General features: G+C 39.5%; 20 protein-coding genes. 11 read left to right on the top strand and 9 right to left on the bottom strand.

What is annotated here, in order from left to right:
* The first annotated feature begins 333 nt into the window (after positions 1 to 333).
* The 8 genes from ccoS (at position 334) to CWD91_RS14220 (ending at position 7,584) form a co-directional block, all read left to right on the top strand.
* The gene (gene ccoS, locus CWD91_RS14255) at positions 334 to 540 is read left to right on the top strand and encodes a cbb3-type cytochrome oxidase assembly protein CcoS (protein ID WP_103441628.1); all 207 of its coding nucleotides are present in this window, start codon (positions 334 to 336) and stop codon (positions 538 to 540) included.
* Positions 541 to 542: 2 nt separating this feature from the next.
* Entirely contained in the window at positions 543 to 2,744 is a 2,202-nt protein-coding gene (ccoN, locus tag CWD91_RS14250; RefSeq protein ID WP_103441627.1) for a cytochrome-c oxidase, cbb3-type subunit I, read from the top strand.
* Between the two features lie 3 nt (positions 2,745 to 2,747).
* Positions 2,748 to 2,942 (top strand): CcoQ/FixQ family Cbb3-type cytochrome c oxidase assembly chaperone, encoded by a 195-nt coding sequence (locus CWD91_RS14245; RefSeq protein WP_103441626.1) that lies wholly within the window; start codon positions 2,748 to 2,750, stop codon positions 2,940 to 2,942.
* Entirely contained in the window at positions 2,939 to 3,817 is an 879-nt protein-coding gene (locus tag CWD91_RS14240; protein WP_103441625.1) for a cbb3-type cytochrome c oxidase N-terminal domain-containing protein, read from the top strand. The genes CWD91_RS14245 and CWD91_RS14240 overlap by 4 nt, the downstream gene beginning before the upstream one ends.
* Positions 3,818 to 3,885: 68 nt before the next feature.
* Positions 3,886 to 5,304: a cytochrome c oxidase accessory protein CcoG gene (gene ccoG / locus CWD91_RS14235; RefSeq protein ID WP_103441624.1), complete on the top strand. Its 1,419-nt coding sequence runs from the start codon at positions 3,886 to 3,888 to the stop codon at positions 5,302 to 5,304.
* Positions 5,305 to 5,382: 78 nt separating this feature from the next.
* On the top strand, positions 5,383 to 5,841 hold the full coding sequence (locus CWD91_RS14230; RefSeq protein ID WP_103441623.1) for a FixH family protein: 459 nt from the start codon (positions 5,383 to 5,385) through the stop codon (positions 5,839 to 5,841).
* Positions 5,842 to 5,865: 24 nt separating this feature from the next.
* Positions 5,866 to 6,567 carry a sulfite exporter TauE/SafE family protein gene (locus CWD91_RS14225; RefSeq protein ID WP_103441622.1) on the top strand — a complete coding sequence of 234 codons (702 nt, stop codon included), beginning with the start codon at positions 5,866 to 5,868 and terminating at the stop codon, positions 6,565 to 6,567.
* Positions 6,568 to 6,714: 147 nt separating this feature from the next.
* Positions 6,715 to 7,584 carry a PIG-L deacetylase family protein gene (locus CWD91_RS14220; RefSeq protein ID WP_103441621.1) on the top strand — a complete coding sequence of 290 codons (870 nt, stop codon included), beginning with the start codon at positions 6,715 to 6,717 and terminating at the stop codon, positions 7,582 to 7,584.
* 28 nt (positions 7,585 to 7,612) lie between these two features.
* On the opposite strand, the gene CWD91_RS14215 is transcribed toward CWD91_RS14220, so the two are convergent.
* The 3 genes from CWD91_RS14215 to hemN all read right to left on the bottom strand — a co-directional run bounded on the left by CWD91_RS14215 (position 7,613) and on the right by hemN (position 11,113).
* Entirely contained in the window at positions 7,613 to 8,680 is a 1,068-nt protein-coding gene (locus tag CWD91_RS14215) for an amidohydrolase family protein (protein WP_103441620.1), read from the bottom strand.
* A gap of 166 nt (positions 8,681 to 8,846) precedes the next feature.
* A complete protein-coding gene (locus tag CWD91_RS14210) occupies positions 8,847 to 9,668 on the bottom strand; it encodes a universal stress protein (RefSeq protein ID WP_103441619.1) in 822 nt (273 codons plus the stop codon).
* Positions 9,669 to 9,751: 83 nt separating this feature from the next.
* Positions 9,752 to 11,113, bottom strand: coding sequence for an oxygen-independent coproporphyrinogen III oxidase (gene hemN, locus CWD91_RS14205; RefSeq protein ID WP_103441756.1), 1,362 nt, complete (start codon positions 11,111 to 11,113; stop codon positions 9,752 to 9,754).
* Between the two features lie 273 nt (positions 11,114 to 11,386).
* On the opposite strand from hemN, the gene CWD91_RS14200 reads away from it, so the two are divergent.
* On the top strand, positions 11,387 to 12,277 hold the full coding sequence (locus CWD91_RS14200; RefSeq protein ID WP_239985791.1) for a nucleotidyltransferase family protein: 891 nt from the start codon (positions 11,387 to 11,389) through the stop codon (positions 12,275 to 12,277).
* A 12-nt stretch (positions 12,278 to 12,289) separates the two neighbouring features.
* Positions 12,290 to 13,363, top strand: a complete 1,074-nt coding sequence (locus tag CWD91_RS14195; RefSeq protein ID WP_103441618.1) for a phosphotransferase enzyme family protein — start codon at positions 12,290 to 12,292, stop codon at positions 13,361 to 13,363.
* Between the two features lie 23 nt (positions 13,364 to 13,386).
* Here CWD91_RS14195 and CWD91_RS14190 read toward each other — a convergent pair whose 3' ends face one another.
* From CWD91_RS14190 to CWD91_RS14170, 5 genes are all read right to left on the bottom strand, one after another.
* Entirely contained in the window at positions 13,387 to 14,403 is a 1,017-nt protein-coding gene (locus tag CWD91_RS14190; protein WP_103441617.1) for a LacI family DNA-binding transcriptional regulator, read from the bottom strand.
* Between the two features lie 137 nt (positions 14,404 to 14,540).
* Positions 14,541 to 14,909 carry an endonuclease domain-containing protein gene (locus CWD91_RS14185; protein ID WP_103441616.1) on the bottom strand — a complete coding sequence of 123 codons (369 nt, stop codon included), beginning with the start codon at positions 14,907 to 14,909 and terminating at the stop codon, positions 14,541 to 14,543.
* Between the two features lie 261 nt (positions 14,910 to 15,170).
* Positions 15,171 to 16,496 carry a xylose isomerase gene (xylA, locus tag CWD91_RS14180; protein ID WP_103441615.1) on the bottom strand — a complete coding sequence of 442 codons (1,326 nt, stop codon included), beginning with the start codon at positions 16,494 to 16,496 and terminating at the stop codon, positions 15,171 to 15,173.
* A gap of 13 nt (positions 16,497 to 16,509) precedes the next feature.
* Entirely contained in the window at positions 16,510 to 17,988 is a 1,479-nt protein-coding gene (locus tag CWD91_RS14175; RefSeq protein ID WP_103441614.1) for a xylulokinase, read from the bottom strand.
* Between the two features lie 293 nt (positions 17,989 to 18,281).
* Positions 18,282 to 18,866, bottom strand: a complete 585-nt coding sequence (locus CWD91_RS14170; protein WP_103441613.1) for a precorrin-2 dehydrogenase/sirohydrochlorin ferrochelatase family protein — start codon at positions 18,864 to 18,866, stop codon at positions 18,282 to 18,284.
* 319 nt (positions 18,867 to 19,185) lie between these two features.
* Here CWD91_RS14170 and CWD91_RS14165 point away from each other — a divergent pair, with 319 nt between their 5' ends.
* Complete coding sequence (locus CWD91_RS14165; RefSeq protein WP_239985799.1) at positions 19,186 to 21,441, top strand: GH92 family glycosyl hydrolase; 2,256 nt, start codon at positions 19,186 to 19,188, stop codon at positions 21,439 to 21,441.
* A gap of 196 nt (positions 21,442 to 21,637) precedes the next feature.
* On the opposite strand, the gene CWD91_RS14160 is transcribed toward CWD91_RS14165, so the two are convergent.
* Positions 21,638 to 22,837: a glutamate-5-semialdehyde dehydrogenase gene (locus CWD91_RS14160; protein WP_103441611.1), complete on the bottom strand. Its 1,200-nt coding sequence runs from the start codon at positions 22,835 to 22,837 to the stop codon at positions 21,638 to 21,640.
* Between the last annotated feature and the right edge of the window lie 15 nt (positions 22,838 to 22,852).

The raw sequence follows: 22,852 nt of genomic DNA, 5'->3' as shown, positions 1-22,852 counted from the left end.
GGTAAGGATTTCCGAATTCTCAACAGAGTTGGGCAAAACTAAAAATCTTTCACATAAATCCTTGTTTAAATTGAAAAATTCGGGCATAAAACACAATAATTTTGACTAACCCCTATTCTTCGCCATCTAACATACTCTTGAATAGAACAGATATAGCCTTTATATTTTTAAAGATTTCAAACCCGAATCACAATAAATAATTGGATATTTGAAAAGAGGGGCTGGATAAACATAATCTTGGGAGCAGAACTTACAATATTTTATCAAAAGCTGACAAATGTCATATTATTCCATAATCCCCATGTTTAGTTTTACACCCAAATTCAGGTAGGTATGAGTGTAATTTATTTATTGTTGTCATTGAGTATTGTTGTAGCCGTCATATTTTTTGCGGCTTTTATTATTGCTACAAAGAATGGTCAATATGATGATTCCTATACCCCATCCGTTCGCATGCTTTTTGAGGATGAACTCGTAAAAGATACTACTGCGGACACCAAAAAAATATCTAACCAAAAAAGTGAAAGTCAAAAATTGTAATTATGGAAGTACAACAGTTTTATTACGATAACAAAATCGTAAAAAAATTCCTTTATGCAACTATGTTTTGGGGAATTGTGGGTATGTCGGTAGGTTTATTGCTTGCCTTTATGTTTCTTTTTCCAAATTTAACCGATGGTATATCTTGGTTGAGTTTTGGCCGTTTAAGGCCATTACACACCAACGCGGTTATTTTTGCCTTTGTGGGAAATGCCATTTTTGCCGGCGTTTATTATTCTACCCAGCGTTTGTTAAAGGCGAGAATGTTCAGCGATGCCTTAAGTAATTTTAATTTCTGGGGGTGGCAAGCCATCATAGTAGCAGCAGCTATTACCCTGCCATTGGGATACTCTTCATCCAAAGAATATGCGGAACTGGAATGGCCAATAGATTTAGCCATTGCAGTAGTCTGGGTAGCCTTTGGCTGGAACCTAATCGGGACAATGTTAAAAAGAAGGCAGCGCCATTTATATGTGGCCATTTGGTTTTATCTGGCAACATTTGTAACAGTTGCAGTACTACATATCTTTAATAGTCTTGCCCTTCCCGTTAGTGCCTTAAAAAGTTATTCGGTATATGCAGGAGTGCAGGATGCCTTGGTGCAATGGTGGTATGGACACAATGCGGTGGCCTTCTTCCTCACCACACCTTTCTTGGGATTAATGTATTACTTTGTGCCCAAAGCGGCCAATAGGCCTGTATACTCCTATAGATTATCCATTGTACATTTTTGGTCCCTGATATTTATTTACATCTGGGCCGGACCGCACCACTTGTTGTATTCCACTTTACCTGAGTGGGCCCAAAATTTGGGGGTAGCCTTTTCTATAATGCTGATCGCACCGTCCTGGGGCGGTATGATCAATGGATTATTGACTTTGCGTGGAGCTTGGGATAAGGTAAGGACAGACCCGGTTTTAAAATTCATGGTAGTTGCCATTACGGGCTACGGTATGGCTACTTTTGAAGGACCAATGCTTTCCCTTAAAAATGTAAATGCCATAGCGCATTTTAGTGATTGGATCATTGCACACGTGCACGTGGGCGCCTTGGCCTGGAACGGATTCTTGACTTTCGGGATGATCTACTGGATGGTTCCAAAAATGTTCAAGACAAGATTACACTCAATACCCATGGCCAATTTTCATTTCTGGATCGGCACCTTGGGAATAATACTTTATGCCCTTCCAATGTATGTTGCCGGCTTTACCCAGGCCTTAATGTGGAAAGAGTTTAACCCGGATGGTACCCTGGCTTATGGCAACTTTCTGGAGACAGTAAATGAAATTATCCCCATGTACTGGATGCGGGCCATTGGAGGTACCATGTTCATTATTGGTGCAATAGTCATGATTTACAATGTGGTAATTACCATTAAGAACGGAACTGAAGTAGAGGATGAATTGGCCGAGGCAGCTGCCTTGACCACTGTATCCAAAAAAAGAACGGTCGGAGAAACTTTCCACACTTGGTTGGAGCGCAAACCCATTCAATTGACCATATTGGCTACCATAGCCATTTTGATCGGTGGAATTATACAAATAGTACCCACCATTCTGGTAAAATCGAATATCCCGACAATAACAAGCGTTAAACCCTATACACCTCTAGAATTGGAGGGGAGAGATCTTTATATACGGGAGGGCTGTGTTGGCTGTCATTCCCAAATGATTAGGCCTTTCCGAAGTGAGGTAGAGCGTTATGGCGAGTACTCCAAAGCTGGAGAATATGTATATGACCATCCTTTCCTTTGGGGAAGCAAACGCACAGGTCCAGATCTTATGAGGATAGGTGGTAAATATTCGGACAACTGGCATTTGAACCACATGTACGACCCACAAAGTACCTCTTCCGGCTCTATTATGCCATCCTATTCATGGTTGGTGCACAATAGACACGATAGAGGAAATATTCAGACAAAAATGGAGACCATGGTTACCTTGGGAGTACCATATTCCGAAGAGGAGATCGCAAATGCGCAACAATCCATGGATGACCAAGCTACCAAAATAGAAAAGAATTTATATTCCGACCCCGATTTTGCCAAAGGGTATGAAGAGGACAAAAAATATGCCGCCGAAAACGGGGAAGAATTTATAGATATGAGGGATAGGGAAATTGTAGCTATGATCGCCTATCTGCAACGTTTGGGTACGGACATAAAAATAAAGGAAACGGACGAAATAATTTCACAAAACAAATAAGTCATGCTAAAATTTGTAAAAGGTTATATGGAAAGTATAGAGGGCGTTGCCACCTATCCCATGATATCACTGCTTATCTTCTTTTTGTTTTTTACCATTCTTTTTTGGTGGGTATTTACTGCCTCTAAAGAACATATCAAGGAAGTAAGCGAAATACCATTAGAAATAGAAAACCAAACTAAAGAAGAATTATTATGAGAAATATGTCACCTTGGTGGATAAGAGTCCCCGTAATCTTTTTCCTAATCTTCGGATTGATGGAGTATTTTATTGACTCCGGGGACAAACCAGCATTTATTGAATACCCTATCACCCTTCTTTTCATGTTGATGGTGCTGTTCATATTGATTGGAATTGAATTGATTCTAAAATCAGTGGAAAACGTAATGTTCCAAACATTATCCCCTGAAGCCCAAAAGCGCTATTTAGAAACTAAATCGAAACAATGGGAATGGAAATGGGGTAAGGAATTCTGGGAAAAAATGACCGGAAACAAACCTATAGAGGAAGAAAAGGAAATCATCCTTGACCACAATTACGACGGTATCCGTGAACTGGACAACAATCTTCCACCTTGGTGGGTGTACATGTTCTATGCCACCATAATTTTCGGTGTGGTTTACCTCGCTCGTTTCCACGTATTCAATGACTACACCCAGAACGAGGAATATGAACAGGAAGTGGCAGAAGCCATGATTGCCATTGAAGAGTATAAAAAAACAGCCAAAGGCTTGGTTGATGCCAACACCGTGGAACTTTTGACCGAGGCCTCTGATATTAAGGCCGGGGCCACTATCTATAGTTCCAGTTGTGTAGCCTGCCATATGCCGGACGGCGGTGGAGGCATAGGCCCGAATCTTACGGACGAACACTGGATCTTGGGAGGTGGAATCAAAAACGTTTTCCATACCATTTCTGAAGGCGGTAGGGACGGCAAGGGAATGATAGCTTGGAAACAGACCCTTAAACCAGTCGAAATAGCGCAGGTGGCCAGCTTTATACTCAGTGAAATAAATGGCAAGGTCCCTGCCAATCCAAAGGCGGCAGAAGGCGAAATCTGGACCGGGGAGTAAATTATTAAAACACATTATTGAGCACATTTTAACGCATACCCAAAATTCCAATAAAGCATTACATATAAATGGTACAGGACCAGGACAATTTTAGGGATTCCATAGGAACTATAAATGAAGATGGGAAAAGGGCATGGATATTTCCAAAAAAACCCAGTGGCAAGTTTTATGAATATCGCAAGTATGTAAGTTATGTCCTATTGGCCTTTCTTATTCTGGCACCCTTTGTAAAAATAAATGGCAACCAGTTCCTAATGTTCAATGTTCTTGAAAGGCGTTTCAACATTTTTGGATTTCCTTTTTGGCCCCAGGATTTTCATCTTTTTGTAATTTCAATGATCATCGGGGTAATTTTTATAGCGCTGTTTACCGTTGCTTTTGGCCGTATTTTCTGCGGTTGGATGTGCCCCCAAACCATATTCATGGAAATGGTCTTTAGAAGGATCGAATTTTGGATCGATGGAGACCGAGGTGCCCAGATACGTCTCAGCAAACAGCCATGGAATGCCGAAAAAATTAGAAAACGAGGCCTTAAATTAATTGTTTTCTTCATTATTTCCTTTTTGATCGCCAATGTTTTTTTAGCCTATTTGATAGGAAGTGACCGCCTTATGCAATACATCACTGATGGCCCCTTACAACATGTAAGTACACTGATATCACTTTTAATTTTTACTGCGGTATTCTACTTTGTATTTGCATGGTTCAGGGAACAAGTATGTATCATAGCTTGCCCTTACGGAAGGATGCAGGGCGTACTGCTCGACAATAAATCCATTGTTGTGGCTTATGACCATAAACGTGGAGAAGCGGAAAACGGACGAAAAAAGTTTAGAAAAGGAGAGGATAGAAATGCACTCGGAAATGGGGATTGTATTGATTGTTTTCAATGTGTAAACGTCTGCCCTACTGGTATTGACATTAGAAATGGGACACAATTGGAATGCGTAAATTGTACAGCATGTATTGATGAATGCGATACCATAATGGAAAAGGTAAACCTACCCAAAGGACTTATCCGTTATGCCAGTGAGGACAATATAGAGAAAAAGTCCAAGTTTAAATTTACCCCTAGATTAAAAGGGTACACTGCAGTACTTGTGATTCTGACCGGGGTCTTGATCGGTATGTTATTTTTGAGAAATGAAGTAGAAGCTAATATCTTAAGACTTCCCGGACAACTATACGAGCACAAGGAAGGCAATATTATTAGCAATGTTTACACTTATAAATTGGTAAACAAAACCACCAAGGAAATTAACGACGTGAGTTTTAAGCTATTATCACACAAGGGAACCATCAACCTTGTCAGGAATGAACATTTTATCGTACCAGCACAGGGGTTGGCCGAAGGCACCCTATTTGTTGAAATAAATAATTCAACCTTGGAAGGTGACAAAAACAAATTAAGGATTGGGGTCTATAGTGGGGAAGCGTTAATTGAAACCGCCACAGCAAGGTTTTTAGCCCCTAGGAGCTATAAGTAAATTAAAGTAGTAGGTTGCAGACCAATAAAATAAATTGAATTTCCATTGGATTGGAAAACGTAACAAAATTTAAAAGCTATGAAAATTAATTGGGGAACCGGAATTGTACTAGCCTTCATCGGATTTATAAGTTTTATATTGTTTTTTGTTGTCCGTATGAGCATGGACAATAAGGCCAATCATGATCTGGTAACCGAGAATTACTACAGCGCTGAATTGGGGTATCAAAAGGAAATTGATGCCGAAAATAATGCCCATGCCAAAGAAGTTGACCTTACATTGGAAACAACCGAAGAAGGTTTAAGATTAGTGTTCCCAAAAAACTTGAAACTAGAAAATATTAAAGGCACAGTGTCCCTGTACAGGCCTTCCAACAAGCACTTGGATTTTGACTTACCCGTAAGTTTATCCGAAGACTATTTGCTCATACCTGACAATCGCTTGTTGGATGGTCGCTGGGACATTAAAGTACATTGGGAATACGAAGGCGAGGTCTATTTGTTCAAGAAAAAAATAACCTATCGCGACAATAAATAAGAAACGAAAGAACCACACAAAATTATGTTGTTATCTGCCTTAATTATGGGACTATTAGGAAGCTTCCACTGTGTTGGAATGTGCGGCCCTATTGCCTTTATGCTACCGGTAGACCATAACAAACCCACCAAAAAACTCCTGCAGGTTTTGCTTTACCATTTGGGCAGGCTTACTTCCTACGGTATTCTTGGTCTGGTTTTTGGATTTTTGGGAAAAGGACTTTATGTCTTTGGAATGCAACAAAGGCTTTCCATAATAATAGGGGTCATAATGATATCTATAATTCTTATTCCCTACAAAACATTTAGTAAATATAACCTCTCCAAACCTATATACTCTCTCTTGTCCAACCTAAAAAACCGACTTGGAAAAGAATTGCAAAAGAAAAGTCCCGATACATTTTTAACCATTGGCCTCCTTAATGGACTGCTTCCCTGTGGGTTGGTTTATATAGCCCTGTTTGGAAGTATTGCCACGGCCAGCCCATGGCTTGGAGCACTTTTCATGGTCTTATTTGGAATGGGAACGATCCCTTTGATGACCACTGCTGTTTACTTTGGCAGCATGTTGAAAGGCAGCGCCAAAAAATCGGTTCAACGATTGATTCCGGTTTTCGTAATCCTAATTGGGCTATTGTTTATATTAAGAGGTATGGGACTTGGAATTCCCTATATTTCTCCTGAACCGGTTATGGAGGTAGTTACCAACACTTTGGATTGCCATTAAACTCCCCTCTGCCTGTACACGAAAATCAGATTTGTAGTACTTGTAAAAATAATGTAATTTTCTAGTGTACTGGAATCCCCTTTTCTTGGACCCTTAGGGTTAATCTGGACAGTGGACTGTTGCAACCAAACCTTTAATCAACAACCAATGAAAAATGTTATACTAATCTGTTTTCTTATTTTAAATGCCAGCCTTTTATTTTCCCAAGGTGAAAAGTTAAACGTTATAGTTTTTGGAGCCCATCCTGACGATTGTGATATTGATACCGGTGGTACGGCCATTTTACTTGCCCAAATGGGCCATAATGTGAAGTTTGTATCCCTGACCAATGGTGACGCCGGTCATTATGCCATGGGCGGTGGGGAACTTGCCAAAATAAGGATTGCAGAGGCTAAAGAAGCAGGTAAAAGATTTGGGGTGGAATACACGGTATTGGACAACCATGATGGGGAATTAATGCCTACATTGGAAAATCGTCTAAAGGTAATACGGGAAATTAGAAAATGGAACGCCAACGTGGTCATTGCACCCCGACCCAATGACTACCATCCAGACCACAGGTATACGGGTGTTTTGGTACAAGATGCCGCCTATATGGTCATTGTTCCCAATGTAGCCCCGGATGTAGCACCTCTTCAAAAAAACCCAGTCTTCCTATACTCCGAAGATGGCTTTCAAAAACCTAGTCCTTTTGAACCTGATATTGCGGTAATAATTGATGATGTTTTTGATCAAAAAATTTATGCCATGTCAGCACATAAATCACAGTTCTTCGAATGGCTTCCCTGGACCGCCGGCAATTTGGAAAAAGTGCCCGAGGATGATAAAGGCAGACTGGAAATGTTGGCCAATTGGAGATCTCATGCCCCCAATGAAGTGCTCGTGAAATGCGCTGTAAAATGGTATGGCAATAAAGCTTCCAACGCCAAACATATTGAAGGATTTGAAATATGTGAGTACGGCAAACAACCCACCGATGAGGAAATAAAAATTTTATTCCCCATGCTAAAGAAATAATATAGAAGGTAGCCTTAATGATGTCTGACTAGTCCAATATCTTTTTCGCATTTTCGTTATACACCTTTTTCAAAACTTCATCACTAAGTCCCAAACCATTAAACGACCAATGATAGGAGGAAATATTCTTGTCATAAAAATGCTCATCCTCACTTTCCAAAATGCGAAATGTTAATTCGTACATTTCTGGATCATTGCCCATATCCGTACCGTATACCAATTTATCCTGATACTTTTCATAAAAACGCTTTGTATAACGGGGAACGGCGGCCGTTTCCGCAAATCTGGCCGATATATCGGCATACATATTATCATATTTACCCAATAACCTTCCAAGAATATCCAAATCATGGCTACAATTCGCAAAGTGACAGGCTATAAAAGTGGTCTTTGGATTTTCTCTAACAGCATTCTCCAAAGTTGTAATTAATTCTCCGTGGGTCAACAAGCCCTCTTTTTTAGTATCTATGCGCCATTTGTACGCGTTCATCAGCCCATCATTATGAACATCCATGGGTTCGTACATCCACATGGGATCTGCAACATGTATACTCACTGGCATACCCAATTCACCACATTTTTCCCAGAGTGGTTTCATTCTCTCATCATCCGCATGCATTCCATACGCTGGCGTGGGTTTGGAGTAAAAGAAACCAAGTCCCTTATCGCCCAACTCACCAACTCCCCTTGCTCCCATCTTATAGCATCTTTCCAATTCCTTTACAGCGCGTTTGCTCCACCCCTTTTCATTGTACCCAGTAAAATCGAAACCGCACCATAGTTCAAAACGGTCTCCATATTTGGAATAAAGGTTTACAATACTATCAAAGGACTTACCGGTTTGATAGGTAAGTATAATGGATTTAGCAACCCCAAATTTGTCCATTGTCTCTACCCATTCCATTATTTCCTGTTCGGACTTGGGATTGGGATGTGAATGAAAATCCACCACCGGAAATTTAGCTTTGGCAATTTTTGTCTTGGGAAGATTGTAAATGGATACTGGATCGTAATCCTTCAATAAAATATCTTCCTGCGCTCTAACCGTATTGGAAATAAAAACAACCGAAAAAAAAATGATGGCATAAACTTTCATATCGAGGATTTTTCAGAATTAGCTAATGTTGACAAACCCATGTCCCTCAAATATAACGATTTAAGCCATACATCGTACCACTATTTTAACACGACAAGAATCAAAAAACCAAGGTAAATAAATTGGATTCAAGGTTTCATCAACCCTAATGGTTTTCCTGAAGCAATTAAATTTTAAAAGTAATAACAGGTATTTTGGAATGGTTGGTGACATCCTCCCCTATACTACCCATAAGAAAGTGGGAAAGTCCTTTTCTGCCGTGTGTGGGCAATCCAATTAAATCGGCATTCCTACCTTCACTAAAACCAAGTATTCCCCTTTCAACAGTATAGTCATTATATATCTCGACCTCCAAACTCGCCTGCGCTAAATGTAGAAACTTATTAATTTTCTTAAAGGCATCTTTTGTGCTCAAAAAGTTATCCCCCGGAGTATTAATATTTACCAAAATCAATTCTGCAGCAAGCTTATCCGCCAATTTTTTTGCCCTGTGAAAGGCATCTAGATTTTCTTCCTCAAAATCGCAGGCAAACACAAATCTCTTTACCTCGAAACCCTCGATATGATCCTTGATTACCAGGACCGGAATATTGGAATTCCTTACCATTTTTTCGGCATTTGAACCTACAAAAATTTCTTTGATTCCATCCGTCCCCTGAGAACCCATTACAATTAGATCGGCACCGTGCTTTTCTGCTATGGCATTCACCTCACTATACACCTTGTGATGTTTAACAATTGGCGTAGTCTTGATGCCCTTTAAGTATGGTTTATCCAAAAATGTTTCAAACCTTTTTTCTGCCAGTTTTATTAAAAAAACAGCTTGTTGGTAATGCGCCTGCTCATTTGAGGAAACAAGAGCTTCCGACAATTCCAGCATATGCAGAACGAAAATCTCGGAGCCGTATTTTGTTGCAATGGACGCAGCTGTTTTTAGGGCATTTTCGGATTGTTCTGAAAAATCAACGGGTACAATAATTTTTTTCATATGATTATATTTAGTAATATTCTTAACTAAGGATAAAATAATGAGCCCGGTCCTTAGATTATCAAGTTAGGTCCTTGGCCCATTTAGATGGTCATTGAAAACAATCTAGTGTCAGGTGCTTTACGATGCAGGAACAAATCGAATGCCATACACACATTACGTACGAAGGGCCTTCCCTTTTCGGTAACACAAATGCTGTCCGATGCTATTTCCACCAACCCATCCAAAGCCATTTCCCCTAGCTTGTTCCTTACAGCATCCAATTCATTGAACCTTTCTTCCTGATTTTCCCAACTAGTTCTAAATCTGCACATTAAATTTAAGATATGCTTGCGAATAATACTGTCTTCCTTTGTTAAAATGTGTCCTCTATAGATGGGGATAATATTATTTTCAACGAGATGGCTGTACTCTTCCAGGTTTTTTACATTTTGGGCAAAGCTATCCCAACTATCACTAATACTGGAAACTCCCAAACCAATCATGACACGAGTTTTAGAAGCTGTATACCCCATAAAATTCCTATGTAAGGTTCCGTTTTCCATGGCTTTATATAGGGAATCTGTCTTTAGCGAAAAATGATCCATTCCAATTTCGGAATAACCAACCTCTCCCAACAAAGCCTTGCCCATTTCATACTGCTCCCGCTTTACCTCTGCCGTGGGCAGATCAGAATCCTTATACCCTCTTTGTCCATTTCCTTTCAACCAAGGAACATGTGCATAACTATAGAAGGCCAAACGATCGGGCATTAACTCCTTGGTCTTTAAAATTGTTTCGGCAACATCATCTATGGACTGAAAAGGTAATCCGAAAATAATATCATGCCCCACCGAAGTATATCCTATTTCCCGAGCCCATTCGGTAACATTTTTCACGTTGGCAAAAGGTTGCAACCTATGAATGGCGAGCTGAACTTTTTTATTATAATCCTGAACTCCATAACTCACTCTCCTAAAACCTACATTGTAAAGGGCTTGCAAGTGTTCTTTAGTAGTATTGTTTGGGTGTCCCTCAAAACTAAATTCATAATTCTCCGCATGGGTTGCAGACTTAAAAATACCATTGATAAGACGTGTCAAATTTTCAGGGGAAAAAAATGTCGGTGTTCCCCCTCCCAAATGAAGTTCCTTTATTCTTGGTTTAGCATCAAGCAAATCGCAATAAAGCTTCCACTCCTTTAAAACATTACTTATATAAGGATTCTCAACTTCATGTCTCTTGGTAATTCTTTTATGGCAGCCGCAAAATGTACAAAGGCTTTCACAGAAAGGTAAATGAATATATAGGCTTATACCCTCATCCCCATTACTTTTATTAAAACTATTGATCAATGTAGATTTCCATTGCTGGCCAGAAAAAGATTCCAAATCCCAATAGGGAACGGTGGGATAACTGGTATAACGGGGGCCAGGGATATTATATTTTTGAACCAAATTGGACATAAGAAGTTTTGTTTGAGATTGCAACAAAAATACCATGATGTGGTCTATTAAAATATGACACTTATCAGGTTTCGCAATCCGGAATAAATCTACGGTGTGTCTTTCAATCCATTTAAAAACCTAAATACTGTGCTTCCATTATTAAAAAGATTAGACAAGAAAGGGGAAAATCGTTAAAAACCATACAATTCAAAACTAATATTTTAAATAAAGCGTTCTAGAAGTCCCTTTATGATAAAAACTATATTTTTGTAAACTTAAAAACAACCAATTATGACGTTACTTTTAATGGCGGCCGGCAGCGGTAGCAGATATGGAAAACTTAAGCAATTCGATGATTTGGGTCCAAAGAACGAATTTCTAATGGAATTTGGCATCTATGATGCCCTCAAAAATGGTTTTGATCATATCGTTGCCATTACAAAAAAGGAAAATGTAGATTTCTTAAAGGATCACTTATCCAGTAGATTGCCGAAAAATGTAAAATTGGACGTATTGGCCCAAGAAATCTCCGATCTTCCTGAAGGAGTAAGTTTTACGGAAGACAGGGCAAAACCATGGGGTACGGCACATGCTGTTTGGACGGCAAGAAATGTAATTGACAAACCCTTTGCCATAATTAATGCGGATGATTATTACGGAAAAAATGCCTTTGAAAGTGCTGCACAATTTATCAAAAACAATGGTAAGAAAGAGACTTATGGTCTAATCGCCTATACCCTTAAAAATACCTTATCCGAACACGGATCTGTTTCAAGAGGAGTATGTAAATCCGAAGGTGGCAAACTAACCTCCATAAACGAACATACTAAAATAGAAGCCCAAGACAATGTGATCATAGATACTGATTCCGGGACCAAATTTACTGGGGAAGAATTGGTCAGCATGAACTTTTGGGTTTGCCAACCTTCTATTTTTCCATTCATTACAGATTATCTTAAAGGTTTTATTGCCAATAAAGACAATATTGCCAAAGGGGAAATTTATCTACCTTTTGCTATAAAAGAAATGATAAACCACAATTTGATTGATGTGGATGTAATTCCTTCAGCCAGTCAATGGTTCGGAGTTACTTACGCCAGCGATAAGGAAATAGCTGTTTCCGAATTACAGCGTATGACAGATGATAAAGAATATACCTCACCTCTTTGGGAGAATGCTTAGAATGGCTAATCAATGATTACAAATAAATCAGTTGAGCTCAACGAGCTTTTGGAAAATTTCTCCATAGAAAAGAAAACCTATCAGTTCCAAGGAATTAATCAGGGCTACATTAACGACACCTATTTAGTATTGGACAACAATTACCCGTTGTATATTCTGCAGCGGGTAAACCATAATGTTTTTAAGGACGTACACGGGTTAATGGGCAATATTGCCAACGCTTTCGAATATTTACAGGACCAAGACTATACTGCCATTGATCTATTAAAGACCCAATGGGCAAATTCCTATTACAAGCATGAAAAAACAGGGTATTGGAGGTTGATGACCTATATAAACAACACCACCGCCTATGACAATGCCACCGATACTGAAATTGCATTTCAGGCCGGTAAGGTGGTAGGAAAATTCCACCAACTGTTGGCAAACGCTCCATTGGACAATTATGTGGATACCATCCCCCAGTTCCATGATCTTCGATTGCGGCAAAATCAATTTGACGAATCCCTATTATCCGCGAAAAAGGAAAAATTGGAAACTTCCAAAACCGCTATAGCTTTTGCCAAGGAAACATTGGAAAAACTAAAAGTATTGGACAATTCCAAGTTGCCAGTACGAGTTTGCCACAACGATACCAAATTAAACAACATCCTTTTCTCCAAGGTAGAAAATAAGGCCCTTTGTCTAATAGACCTTGACACTATTATGAAAGGGTATTTTTATTTTGATTTTGGTGATGCCATTAGAACGGTTGCCAATACGGCAGCTGAAGATGAAAAGGATCATAGCAAAATTACTTTTGAAAAGCCATTGTTTGAAGCCTTCGTAAAGGGCTTGGAATGTAATGGCCCCTTTTTATACAAGGAAGAAATAAACCTATTGGCCTGGGGAGCAGTTTTCATGCCTTTTATTCATGGATTAAGGGCCCTAACAGACTACTTGAACGACAATATTTATTACAAGGTATCTTACGAAAACCAAAATTTGGACCGCTGCCTTAGTTTATTCGATTTTACCAATAAGGCACTTCAAGAAATAGGGTATATGACCCAAGTGGTTAAGAAGGGATTAACAGCTAAAGCTTAATATTTTTTAGGTTAAGGAAATAATTAAACCCTCTTGGTGGAATCCCTAACTATTAAACTGGTTTTAATAATCTTTGTAATATTATCGGTGTTTTTGTTGTTCTCAATCCTTTCAATGAGCACTTTAGCTGCGGTTTCGCCAATAAAGGTCCCGTGCTGACTAACCGCCGTAAGTGCAGGGGTTACGTAACGGGACAATTTGCCATTCGTAAATCCCACAACGGAAATGTCTTCAGGCACCCTATATCCCCTCGCCTTGATCAATCTCAGGACCTCTACGGCCGTTATTTCATCCAAAGCCATTATACCGTCAATAGGTTTATAATTCAACATAAAGGTCAAGAGGACCTCCAGATCGTCTTTCTTGCCAAGCCTTAGTATTAATTTGTCATCATAAGGAATATGGGCCTCTTCAAGGGCTTTCTTATATCCAGCTACCCGTAATCCACCAACGCTGGAATGATCAATTGCGGTAACCAATGCAACCGTTTTGCAACCGAGGTTTAAAAAGTATTTGGTGGTTTTATAGCCAGCCTCAAAATCATCGACTATAACTTTATCACATAAGATTTCATCAGAAACCCTATCGAACATAACCAAGGGAACATGTTCATCCAATATATTCTGAAAATGACCTAGTTGATTCTTAAACTGGGTTTCCTCTGCCATGGAAACTATTAGACCATCAACCGTACCCCCTCCTAGAAATTCTAAAGTTGCCACTTCCTTTTCATAGGACTCATCACTGATGCAGCTAAGTAAAATATATCCACGTTCGTTCGCTACTTTTTCTATCCCTGAAAACACCTGCGTAAAAAAATAATTGAGAATATTGGGTACCACTACCCCAATGGTTTTTGTCTTCTTTTGCAGTAAACTTAAGGCTACCTTATTGGGCCTATATTTATGTTGCTTGGCGTAAGTTTGAATCTTAAACTTTAACTCCTGGCTAATTTCATGGCTATCATTGATGGCCTTGGAAACCGTTGAAATGGAAACATCAAAAAATTGGGCAATCTCCTTTAAGGTTATTTTTTTCATAAATCTTAAAAATGGCCAGAATTATGGTAATGCTATCAAAGAAATCGGGTCATGCCTTTTAAACTAAAGCAATAATTAGATCCGTTAATAACTGTGTATTCATCAAAGCAAATCGTCTCTTTTAAATATTACAATATCTATTTTTCTTTAAAATTCTCTCTTATTACTGTTAAAACAGATGGTAAGTTTTCAAACACCATTTTATTCTCGAATCTAATGACCGAAAAACCTAATTCGTTCAAAAATAAAGTTCTTTTTTCATCATATTCCATAGCCGTTGGATTTTGATGTACTGCCCCATCAACCTCTACGATCAATTTGTCGGATGCCAAATAAAAATCTACAATATAGTTTCCAATACTATGCTGCTTTACAAATTTTTTATCATCAAATTGTTTTGCCCTAATATGCTTCCAAAGGAATGCCTCTGCCGGCGTAAGGTTCTTTCTTAACTCCTTTCTGGATTCAATTAGATCTTTCCTGTTATGGATACACATCTTCTTCATATTTAGCTCTTATAAAAGCTCCCCTCTTTACTAAAGAGGGGTGTCCAACGCGTTGGACGGGGAGATAAAGCGACTAAACCTAAACATTAAATTCAATACAGGTTTATCCACTAAAATATAACATCTTGATCCCTCCGTCTTCGCCAAAGCGAATCCACCTCCCTTTAAATAAAGGGAGGAGCCAAAAATTAACTAAATGACTAAATCGGCAAAATAATATTTTTACTTCAAATATAATATTTGTTGAACTAGCTAATATTGTTATATGTATTGATTGATAATATTCTCGAACAACTCCTGCTTTCCACTCTGTAATTGTAATTCTCCATTTTCTTGGGCCATTTTATACAGTGCCTCCAAATTAAGTTTCCCGTTCTCGAAGTCCTTTCCTTTTCCAGAATCGAAAGAACTATATCTTTCCGCCAACATTTTTTCATAAGCAGAGGAAGAAATAATTTTATCGGCGGTAATCAATGCCCTTGCAAAGGTATCGGCACCTCCAATATGTGCATGGAAAACATCGTCCAAATCCGTGGAGTTTCTTCTTATTTTCGCATCAAAATTTACTCCACCACCTTGCAGTCCTCCAGCTTTTAAGAAGACCAACATGGCTTCGGTAGTTTCTTGAATATTGTTAGGAAATTGGTCGGTATCCCAACCATTTTGGTAATCCCCTCTGTTGGCATCTATACTGCCCAACATTCCAGCTTTGGCTGCAACCGCCAATTCGTGCTGAAAAGTGTGCTGTGCCAAAGTAGCGTGATTTACCTCTATATTTATTTTGAAATCCTTTTCCAAGCCATATTCACGTAAGAATCCTATGGCAGTGGCAGTATCAAAATCGTATTGGTGTTTGGAAGGCTCCATAGGCTTGGGCTCTATAAAGAATGTCCCTTTAAAACCTTGGGCTCTTGCATAATCCCTTGCCATTCCCAAGAATTGGGCCATATGGTCCAATTCGCGACCCATATCAGTATTTAGAAGGGACATATAACCTTCCCTTCCTCCCCAGAAAACATAATTCTCGCCGCCTAGGGCTATGGTGGCATCCAAGGCCAATTTTATCTGCCCCCCTGCTCTTGCCACAACATTAAAATCCGGGTTGGTTGCCGCCCCGTTCATATAGCGCGGATTTGAAAAACAATTGGCCGTTCCCCAAAGTAATTTAATGCCGGAAGCCGCTTTCTTCTCCTTTAGGTAATCCGTGATTATGGATAAACGCTTTTCCGATTCAGCAAAAGTAGCCCCCTCTTGAATAAGGTCAAAATCATGGAAACAAAAATAATCAAAGCCCATTTTGCTGATAAATTCAAATGCAGCATCCGCCTTATCTTTTGCTGCCTGTACTGGATCCGATGCCTGGTCCCATGCAAAATTTTGGGTACCTGGTCCAAACGGATCTGCTCCCTGACCGCAGAATGTATGCCAATAGGCAATGGCGAACCTAAAATGTTCCCGCATCGTTTTACCAGCAACTACCTGATCTGGATTGTAATATTTAAATGCCAAAGGATTATCAGATTCCTTTCCTTCAAATTTAATATCTCCTATACCTTTAAAGTATTCCTTGTTTCCTATTATTGCCATCTCTTTGCTTTTATTATTTAATGATTAGTTCCAATTCTTTTTTCCAATTTTCATATGCCTTTTGAAAAGCACTTTTATCCTTCAAGGGTTTAAATGTCTTAACATGGTCGTTATTGGTTATATAAGTTCCAAATTTTTCAAATCCCCCATCTTGAATTCCAGCGGCACGTGCAGCGCCAATTGCCCCTGTAGTATTGTAAATTTCAATTTCCTGTGATACCAAGGTTGCTACGGTATTGGAGAAAATTTCGGACCGAAATAAATTGTCGTTTCCAGCACGCATCACCTCTATGGATATACCGTCCGATTTCAAGATCTCCATACCATAGACAAAGGAAAAGGCAATGCCTTCCAGAGCAGCCCTACAGATATGTGCCTTGTTGTGATTATTTAGATTGACGTTCACCAGTCTGGTTCCTACCTCCCTATTATTCAACATGCGCTCCGCTCCGTTGCCAAAAGGTATTAGACACACTCCGTCCGAGCCTACCGGAATTTCGGAAGCCAAAGTATTCATTTCCTCATAGGAGTCCACATCCAAGTTATTCAACAGCCAACGGTATTGAATTCCAGCGCCATTGATATTCAATAATTTGCCCACTCTTGGTTTTTTTTGGGTATAGTTGACGTGTGCAAAATTGTTCACCCTAGTGCTCTCCTTACCAGAGAGATTTTCAGTAACCGCGTATACCACCCCTGAGGTACCACCAGTTGCCGCCACCTCTCCTGGGTTAAACACATTAAGTGACAAGGCATTATTGGGTTGATCCCCCGCCCTATAAAGTATAGGAGTTCCCGGTGCCAAGCCACTTTCTTCTGCACCTTGTTTATCTATTTTGGATTGAAGGCCAAACGTATCTACAATATCAGGAATAAAAGACTTGGGAATACCATAATGCTCCAATAAAAGATCGGCCACCGAATCCTGCTTAAAATCCCACAGAATACCCTCTGATAATCCAGAAATAGTGGTATTGATAACATTTGAAAAACGATAGGCTATATAATCTCCTGGCAGCATTAATTTATCCGCCAACTGGTAGAGTTCTGGTTCGTTTTCCTTTACCCATTTTAATTTAGAGGCAGTAAAGTTTGCCGGGGAATTCAATAAATGGGCCTTACATATTTCCTCACCAATTTTGCCATAAGCTTCCCGACCTATTTCAACAGAACGACTATCGCACCAAATAATAGACTTCCGAACGGGCTCACCCTGCTTATCCACCAATACCAGACCGTGCATCTGGTAGGCAATACCAACTCCCTTAATTTGATTCTCCTTTATACCGTACTTTTGCTTAATTTTTTTTATGCCGCTACATACATATCCCCACCAATCTTTAGGGTCTTGTTCTGCCCATCCATTTTTTAGGGCGATCATTTCCATTTCCGTTTCCGGCTCCTGAACCACCCCAACACTTTTTCCTGAGGCCACCTCCACCAAGGCCACCTTAATTGAAGAGCTGCCAATATCCAAACCCAAATAATACATATGTCTCAAAATTTTATAGGATATATTACCAATATGAAAATCCTAGAAGATATAATCAAATATATTAAAATCTATATCACGGCTAGCATTTTGACTTATAGGGAGACAAAAAACGTAAGTAGGGACCAAAAAAACATTTAGAGATTTTATATTGTAATATGCTAAAAATCAATCTATTATATTCTTTTCGTAACATTACGAAACTTTCCGAAAACGCTTTCGTAGAATTAGGGAATCAAAGTCAATATTCACAAACCAATCCAACCCGACTATAGCACAACCTACCAGTAAATTCATTCCTTTTTCTTGCTTACCAGTCCTTTGGTAAACTCGTTCAATGTTTCTACCTTTTCCTCGAAGTCGCCTTTTATGGTTTTTCGGAATTCGTTTAAATTCTGCACCAGATCATCTATATTTTCTGGAATTACGTCTTCAAAAAATTGACGTAGGCGCTTGGCCGTTGTGGGCGACTTACCATTGGTGGAAATAGCTACTTTTACATTGCCCTTGGTAACGATTCCGCCCATGTAAAAATCGCAAAAAGGAGGATTATCCGCTACATTCACCAGGATATGCCTTTCCCGGCAATCGTGATACACTTGTTCGTTTACAGCAACTTTATCCGTGGTGGCAATAACCATATGTCGACCTTCCAGGTGTTTATTGCTGTACCTATCCTTGGTTATTTTTACCTGATGTTTTTTGGCAAGTTCCAAGGTTTCAGGCAAAAATTCTGGCGCCACCATTTCCACTTGGGCATGGGGGCTGGATTTAAGCATAAAAGTCAGTTTTTCCAAACCAACATTACCTCCCCCGACAATCAAAATATTGAGTTGGGATACCTTTAAAAAAACAGGGTATAATTCATTCCTTTCCATATTGCCTCTTGTTTTATACTATACTATGCACTTTACAACTATGTTTTTCCCAATAAAAAACCAATCAATTCAAAGATAAGGCACAAAATGTTAGGCCCTCTTTCATTTTGGTTAGATTTTCCAATACAGCAGGGTGTTTTTTGTTAATTCAATGGAATATTATGTTCATTTTTTTATTGCCATGTTTAAAAGTGCTAATTTCGATTTCCCTAACTTCAAACGATGTCATTACGCTTCTTTCAATTAAGAAATTAGCGACCGGCACCAGCACTATTCTAATTTATTAAATATGATCAACCAAATCAGTATTAAAAATCAAATGTTATCCCTAGTGTTACTGTTTACTTGGATCGCAAATGCACAAGAACCTGTAGATTATGTAAACCCATTGGTGGGAACGGATTCCAAACCAAGCATGTCCAACGGAAACACTTACCCGGCTATAGCCATGCCCTGGGGTATGAATTTTTGGACGCCACAAACCGGTAAAATGGGAGATGGCTGGGCATATACCTACGCAGCGGATAAACTAAGAGGGTTTAAACAAACCCATCAACCCTCGCCATGGATGAACGATTACGGCCAGTTCGCCATCATGCCACTTACCGGCAAACTACGCTTTACTGAAGACGATAGGGCTAGTTGGTTTTCGCACAAATCAGAGATTGTAAAGCCTTATTACTATAGCGTTTATTTGGCCGATCATGATATTACCACCGAAATAACGCCCACGGAAAGAGCTGCCATGTTCAGGTTTACCTTTCCTGAAAATGAACATTCCCAAATAGTTCTAGATGCTTTGGACAAGGGTTCCTATGTGAAAATTATTCCTGACGAACGTAAAATAATAGGATATACAACCAAGAACAGTGGAGGTGTCCCAGATAATTTTAAAAATTACTTTGTGATGGTCTTTGATAAGGACTTTGAAACCACCAAGACTTTTAGTGGGGAGCAACTATTGGAAGGTCTGGAGATTGAAACCGACCACGCAGGTGGCATTGTTGGTTTCAAAACAAAGAGAGGCGAAGTTGTTATTGCCAAAGTAGCCTCTTCCTTTATAAGTTATGACCAAGCCGAGTTGAATTTAAGGGAACTTGGCAACGATGATTTCAACACCATCAAAGAAAAAGGTCGGGCTTCCTGGAACAAGGAACTGGGAAGAATAAAAGTAGAAGGTGGTAACGTGGACCAATTCAGGACTTTCTATTCTTGTCTTTATCGTTCGTTATTGTTTCCAAGAAAGTTCTTTGAATATGACGTTAACGGAAAAGTGGTGCATTACAGCCCCTATAATGGAAAAGTACTTCCCGGCTATATGTTTACTGATACAGGATTTTGGGACACTTTTAGGGCCCTTTTCCCCTTTCTAAACCTGATGTACCCCGAACTTAACTCCCAGATACAGGAAGGTCTTGCCAATGCTTATAAAGAAGGTGGCTGGTTACCCGAATGGGGAAGTCCAGGCCTAAGAAATGTAATGGTGGGCAACAATTCTGCTTCCGTTGTAGCGGATGCCTACTTAAAAAATGGGGAAACCAACACCTATGACATTGCCACCTTATACGAAGCGTTGATCCATGGAGCCAATAATGCTGGACCATTGACCGCGGTAGGCAGAGCTGGGGTAGATTACTACAACAAAATTGGCTATGTACCATATGATGTAGGCATTAACGAAAATGCAGCAAGGACCTTGGAATATGCCTATGATGATTTCACCATTTATCAACTGGCAAAAGCCTTGAACAAACCAAAAAAGGAAATCAACCTTTATAAAAAAAGAAGTCTAAACTATAAAAATCTTTTCGACCCAGAAACAAAATTGATGCGCGGTAAAAACGAGAACGGTGAATTTATGGCTCCTTTTAATCCATTTAAGTGGGGAGATGCATTTACCGAAGGGAATAGTTGGCACTACACCTGGTCCGTTTTTCACGACATTCAAGGATTGGCAGATTTAATGGGAGGAAATGAAGCCTTTGCCAACAAATTGGATGAAGTATTTTCGCTTCCACCTATTTTTGATGAAAGTTACTACGGTGGGGTAATTCATGAAATCCGTGAAATGCAGGTGGCCAATATGGGCCAATATGCACATGGAAATCAACCAATTCAGCATATGCCCTATTTGTATAATTTTGCGGGACAAGCTTGGAAGACCCAATATTGGGTAAGGGAAACCATGGATCGTATGTATACTGCGGAACCAGATGGATATTGCGGGGACGAGGATAATGGACAAACCTCGGCCTGGTACGTATTTTCTGCCTTGGGATTCTATCCTGTTTGCCCAGGAACAGATCAATATGTTTTGGGCACCCCCTTGTTCCAAAAAACAACGCTTATTTTGGAAGATGGCAAGGAAATCAGCATCAACGCACCTAAAAATAGTACATCCAATAAATATGTAAATGCGCTGACTATAAACGGCAAGGTCCATTCCAAAAACTGGTTAAGCCATAAAGAGCTGATACAAGGAGCAATTTTGAATTTTGACATGACCGGAACCCCCAATAAAACTAGGGGAACCAATTCCGAGGATTTTCCATTTTCACTATCCAATGAAAAATAAGAAACACCTCCGCAAGAGGACTGAAATTAAAAGTGCCATCATAATCTGCTCGAGTTTACCAATGGGTAGGCTCGAACAGATATATTTCCTATAAATTTATTTTCGCGAATCAAAAACGGCAGCCCCTAGAAACCAATTTGTTGCTTTAGGACCGCCGCGCATATATTCGACTCCCGCAGGAAAGATAGTTTCTCGGTTACACTCTTACTTGCCCATTGCCATGGATATAATATTTGTTGGTAACCAATTGTTCCAAGCCCAATGGGCCCCTATGGTGCAGTTTATCGGTACTGATTGCCAGCTCGGCACCAACACCCATTTGCCCACCATCGGTAAATCGGGTAGAGGCATTGTGATATACAGCAGCGCTGTCTACCTGATCCATAAACCCCTTGGCCATATCATGGTTTTGGGTCATTATGGTGGCGGAATGCCCTCCAGAATATTTATTGATCTTTTGAACGGCACCGTCCAAATTCTCAACAGCCCCTATGACACACTTCATTGCCAAGAATTCTTCATACCAAATAGCTTCATTCGTAACAGTAAAACTATCTGATAGTACTTCTGCTACCTTATTATCCACCAAAACCTCAACACCATTGTTACTTAGGACGGATTTAAGTTCTTTGATTTTACCGGAATAATCATCGATATGTACATCGACCAAAATTTTATCGAGTGCGTTGCATGCCGAAATTTTATCTGTTTTAGCGTTGAGGATTACTTCCAAACTTTGCGTCCAATCCGCATCCTTATCAACATAGAGGAAATTATTGCCCCTTCCACTGACCAATACGGCACATTTGGCATGTTCCTTTACAAAGGCGATCAATCGCTCCCCTCCTCGGGGTACTATTAGATCCAGCTTTTCGGTCGGATTCCTTAAAAATTCCTGGGTTTCTCCCCTATTCATGTGAAGCAATTGAATCCAGTCATCATCCAAACCATTTTCTTCAAGTGCCAGATGCCAGCATTTTTCCAAAACAACATTACTGTGAACGGCTTCCTTTCCTCCTTTCAACAAAATTTTATTATTGGCCTTAAAGGCCAAAACAGCAGCTTCAATTGTGACATCCGGTCTAGATTCATAAATGATCATTATGGTTCCAAAAGGTGCTGTTTTATTTTCAATTTTCAATCCATTTTCAAGTACTTGTTCCGATTTTGTTTTACCCACTGGATCTTCCTGTTGAAGGACCTCTGCAATGGCGCCTATCATTCCGTCCACTTTTTTCCCATCTACAATGAGACGATCGTACATTGCCCTGTCCTCTTGATCAAAAAGATCAAGGTCTTTTTGATTAGCGGCTATAATTTCAGGTTTTTTGCTTTCCAAAATGCCCATCATGGATTGCAACACCTTATTTTTAATATCTGTTTGTAATAATTTCATTTGTAAATTTTTTGT

The organism is Arenibacter hampyeongensis (genome assembly GCF_002909255.1).
Lineage (GTDB): Bacteria > Bacteroidota > Bacteroidia > Flavobacteriales > Flavobacteriaceae > Arenibacter > Arenibacter hampyeongensis.
This window is presented reverse-complemented; position numbering and strand designations above follow the sequence as displayed.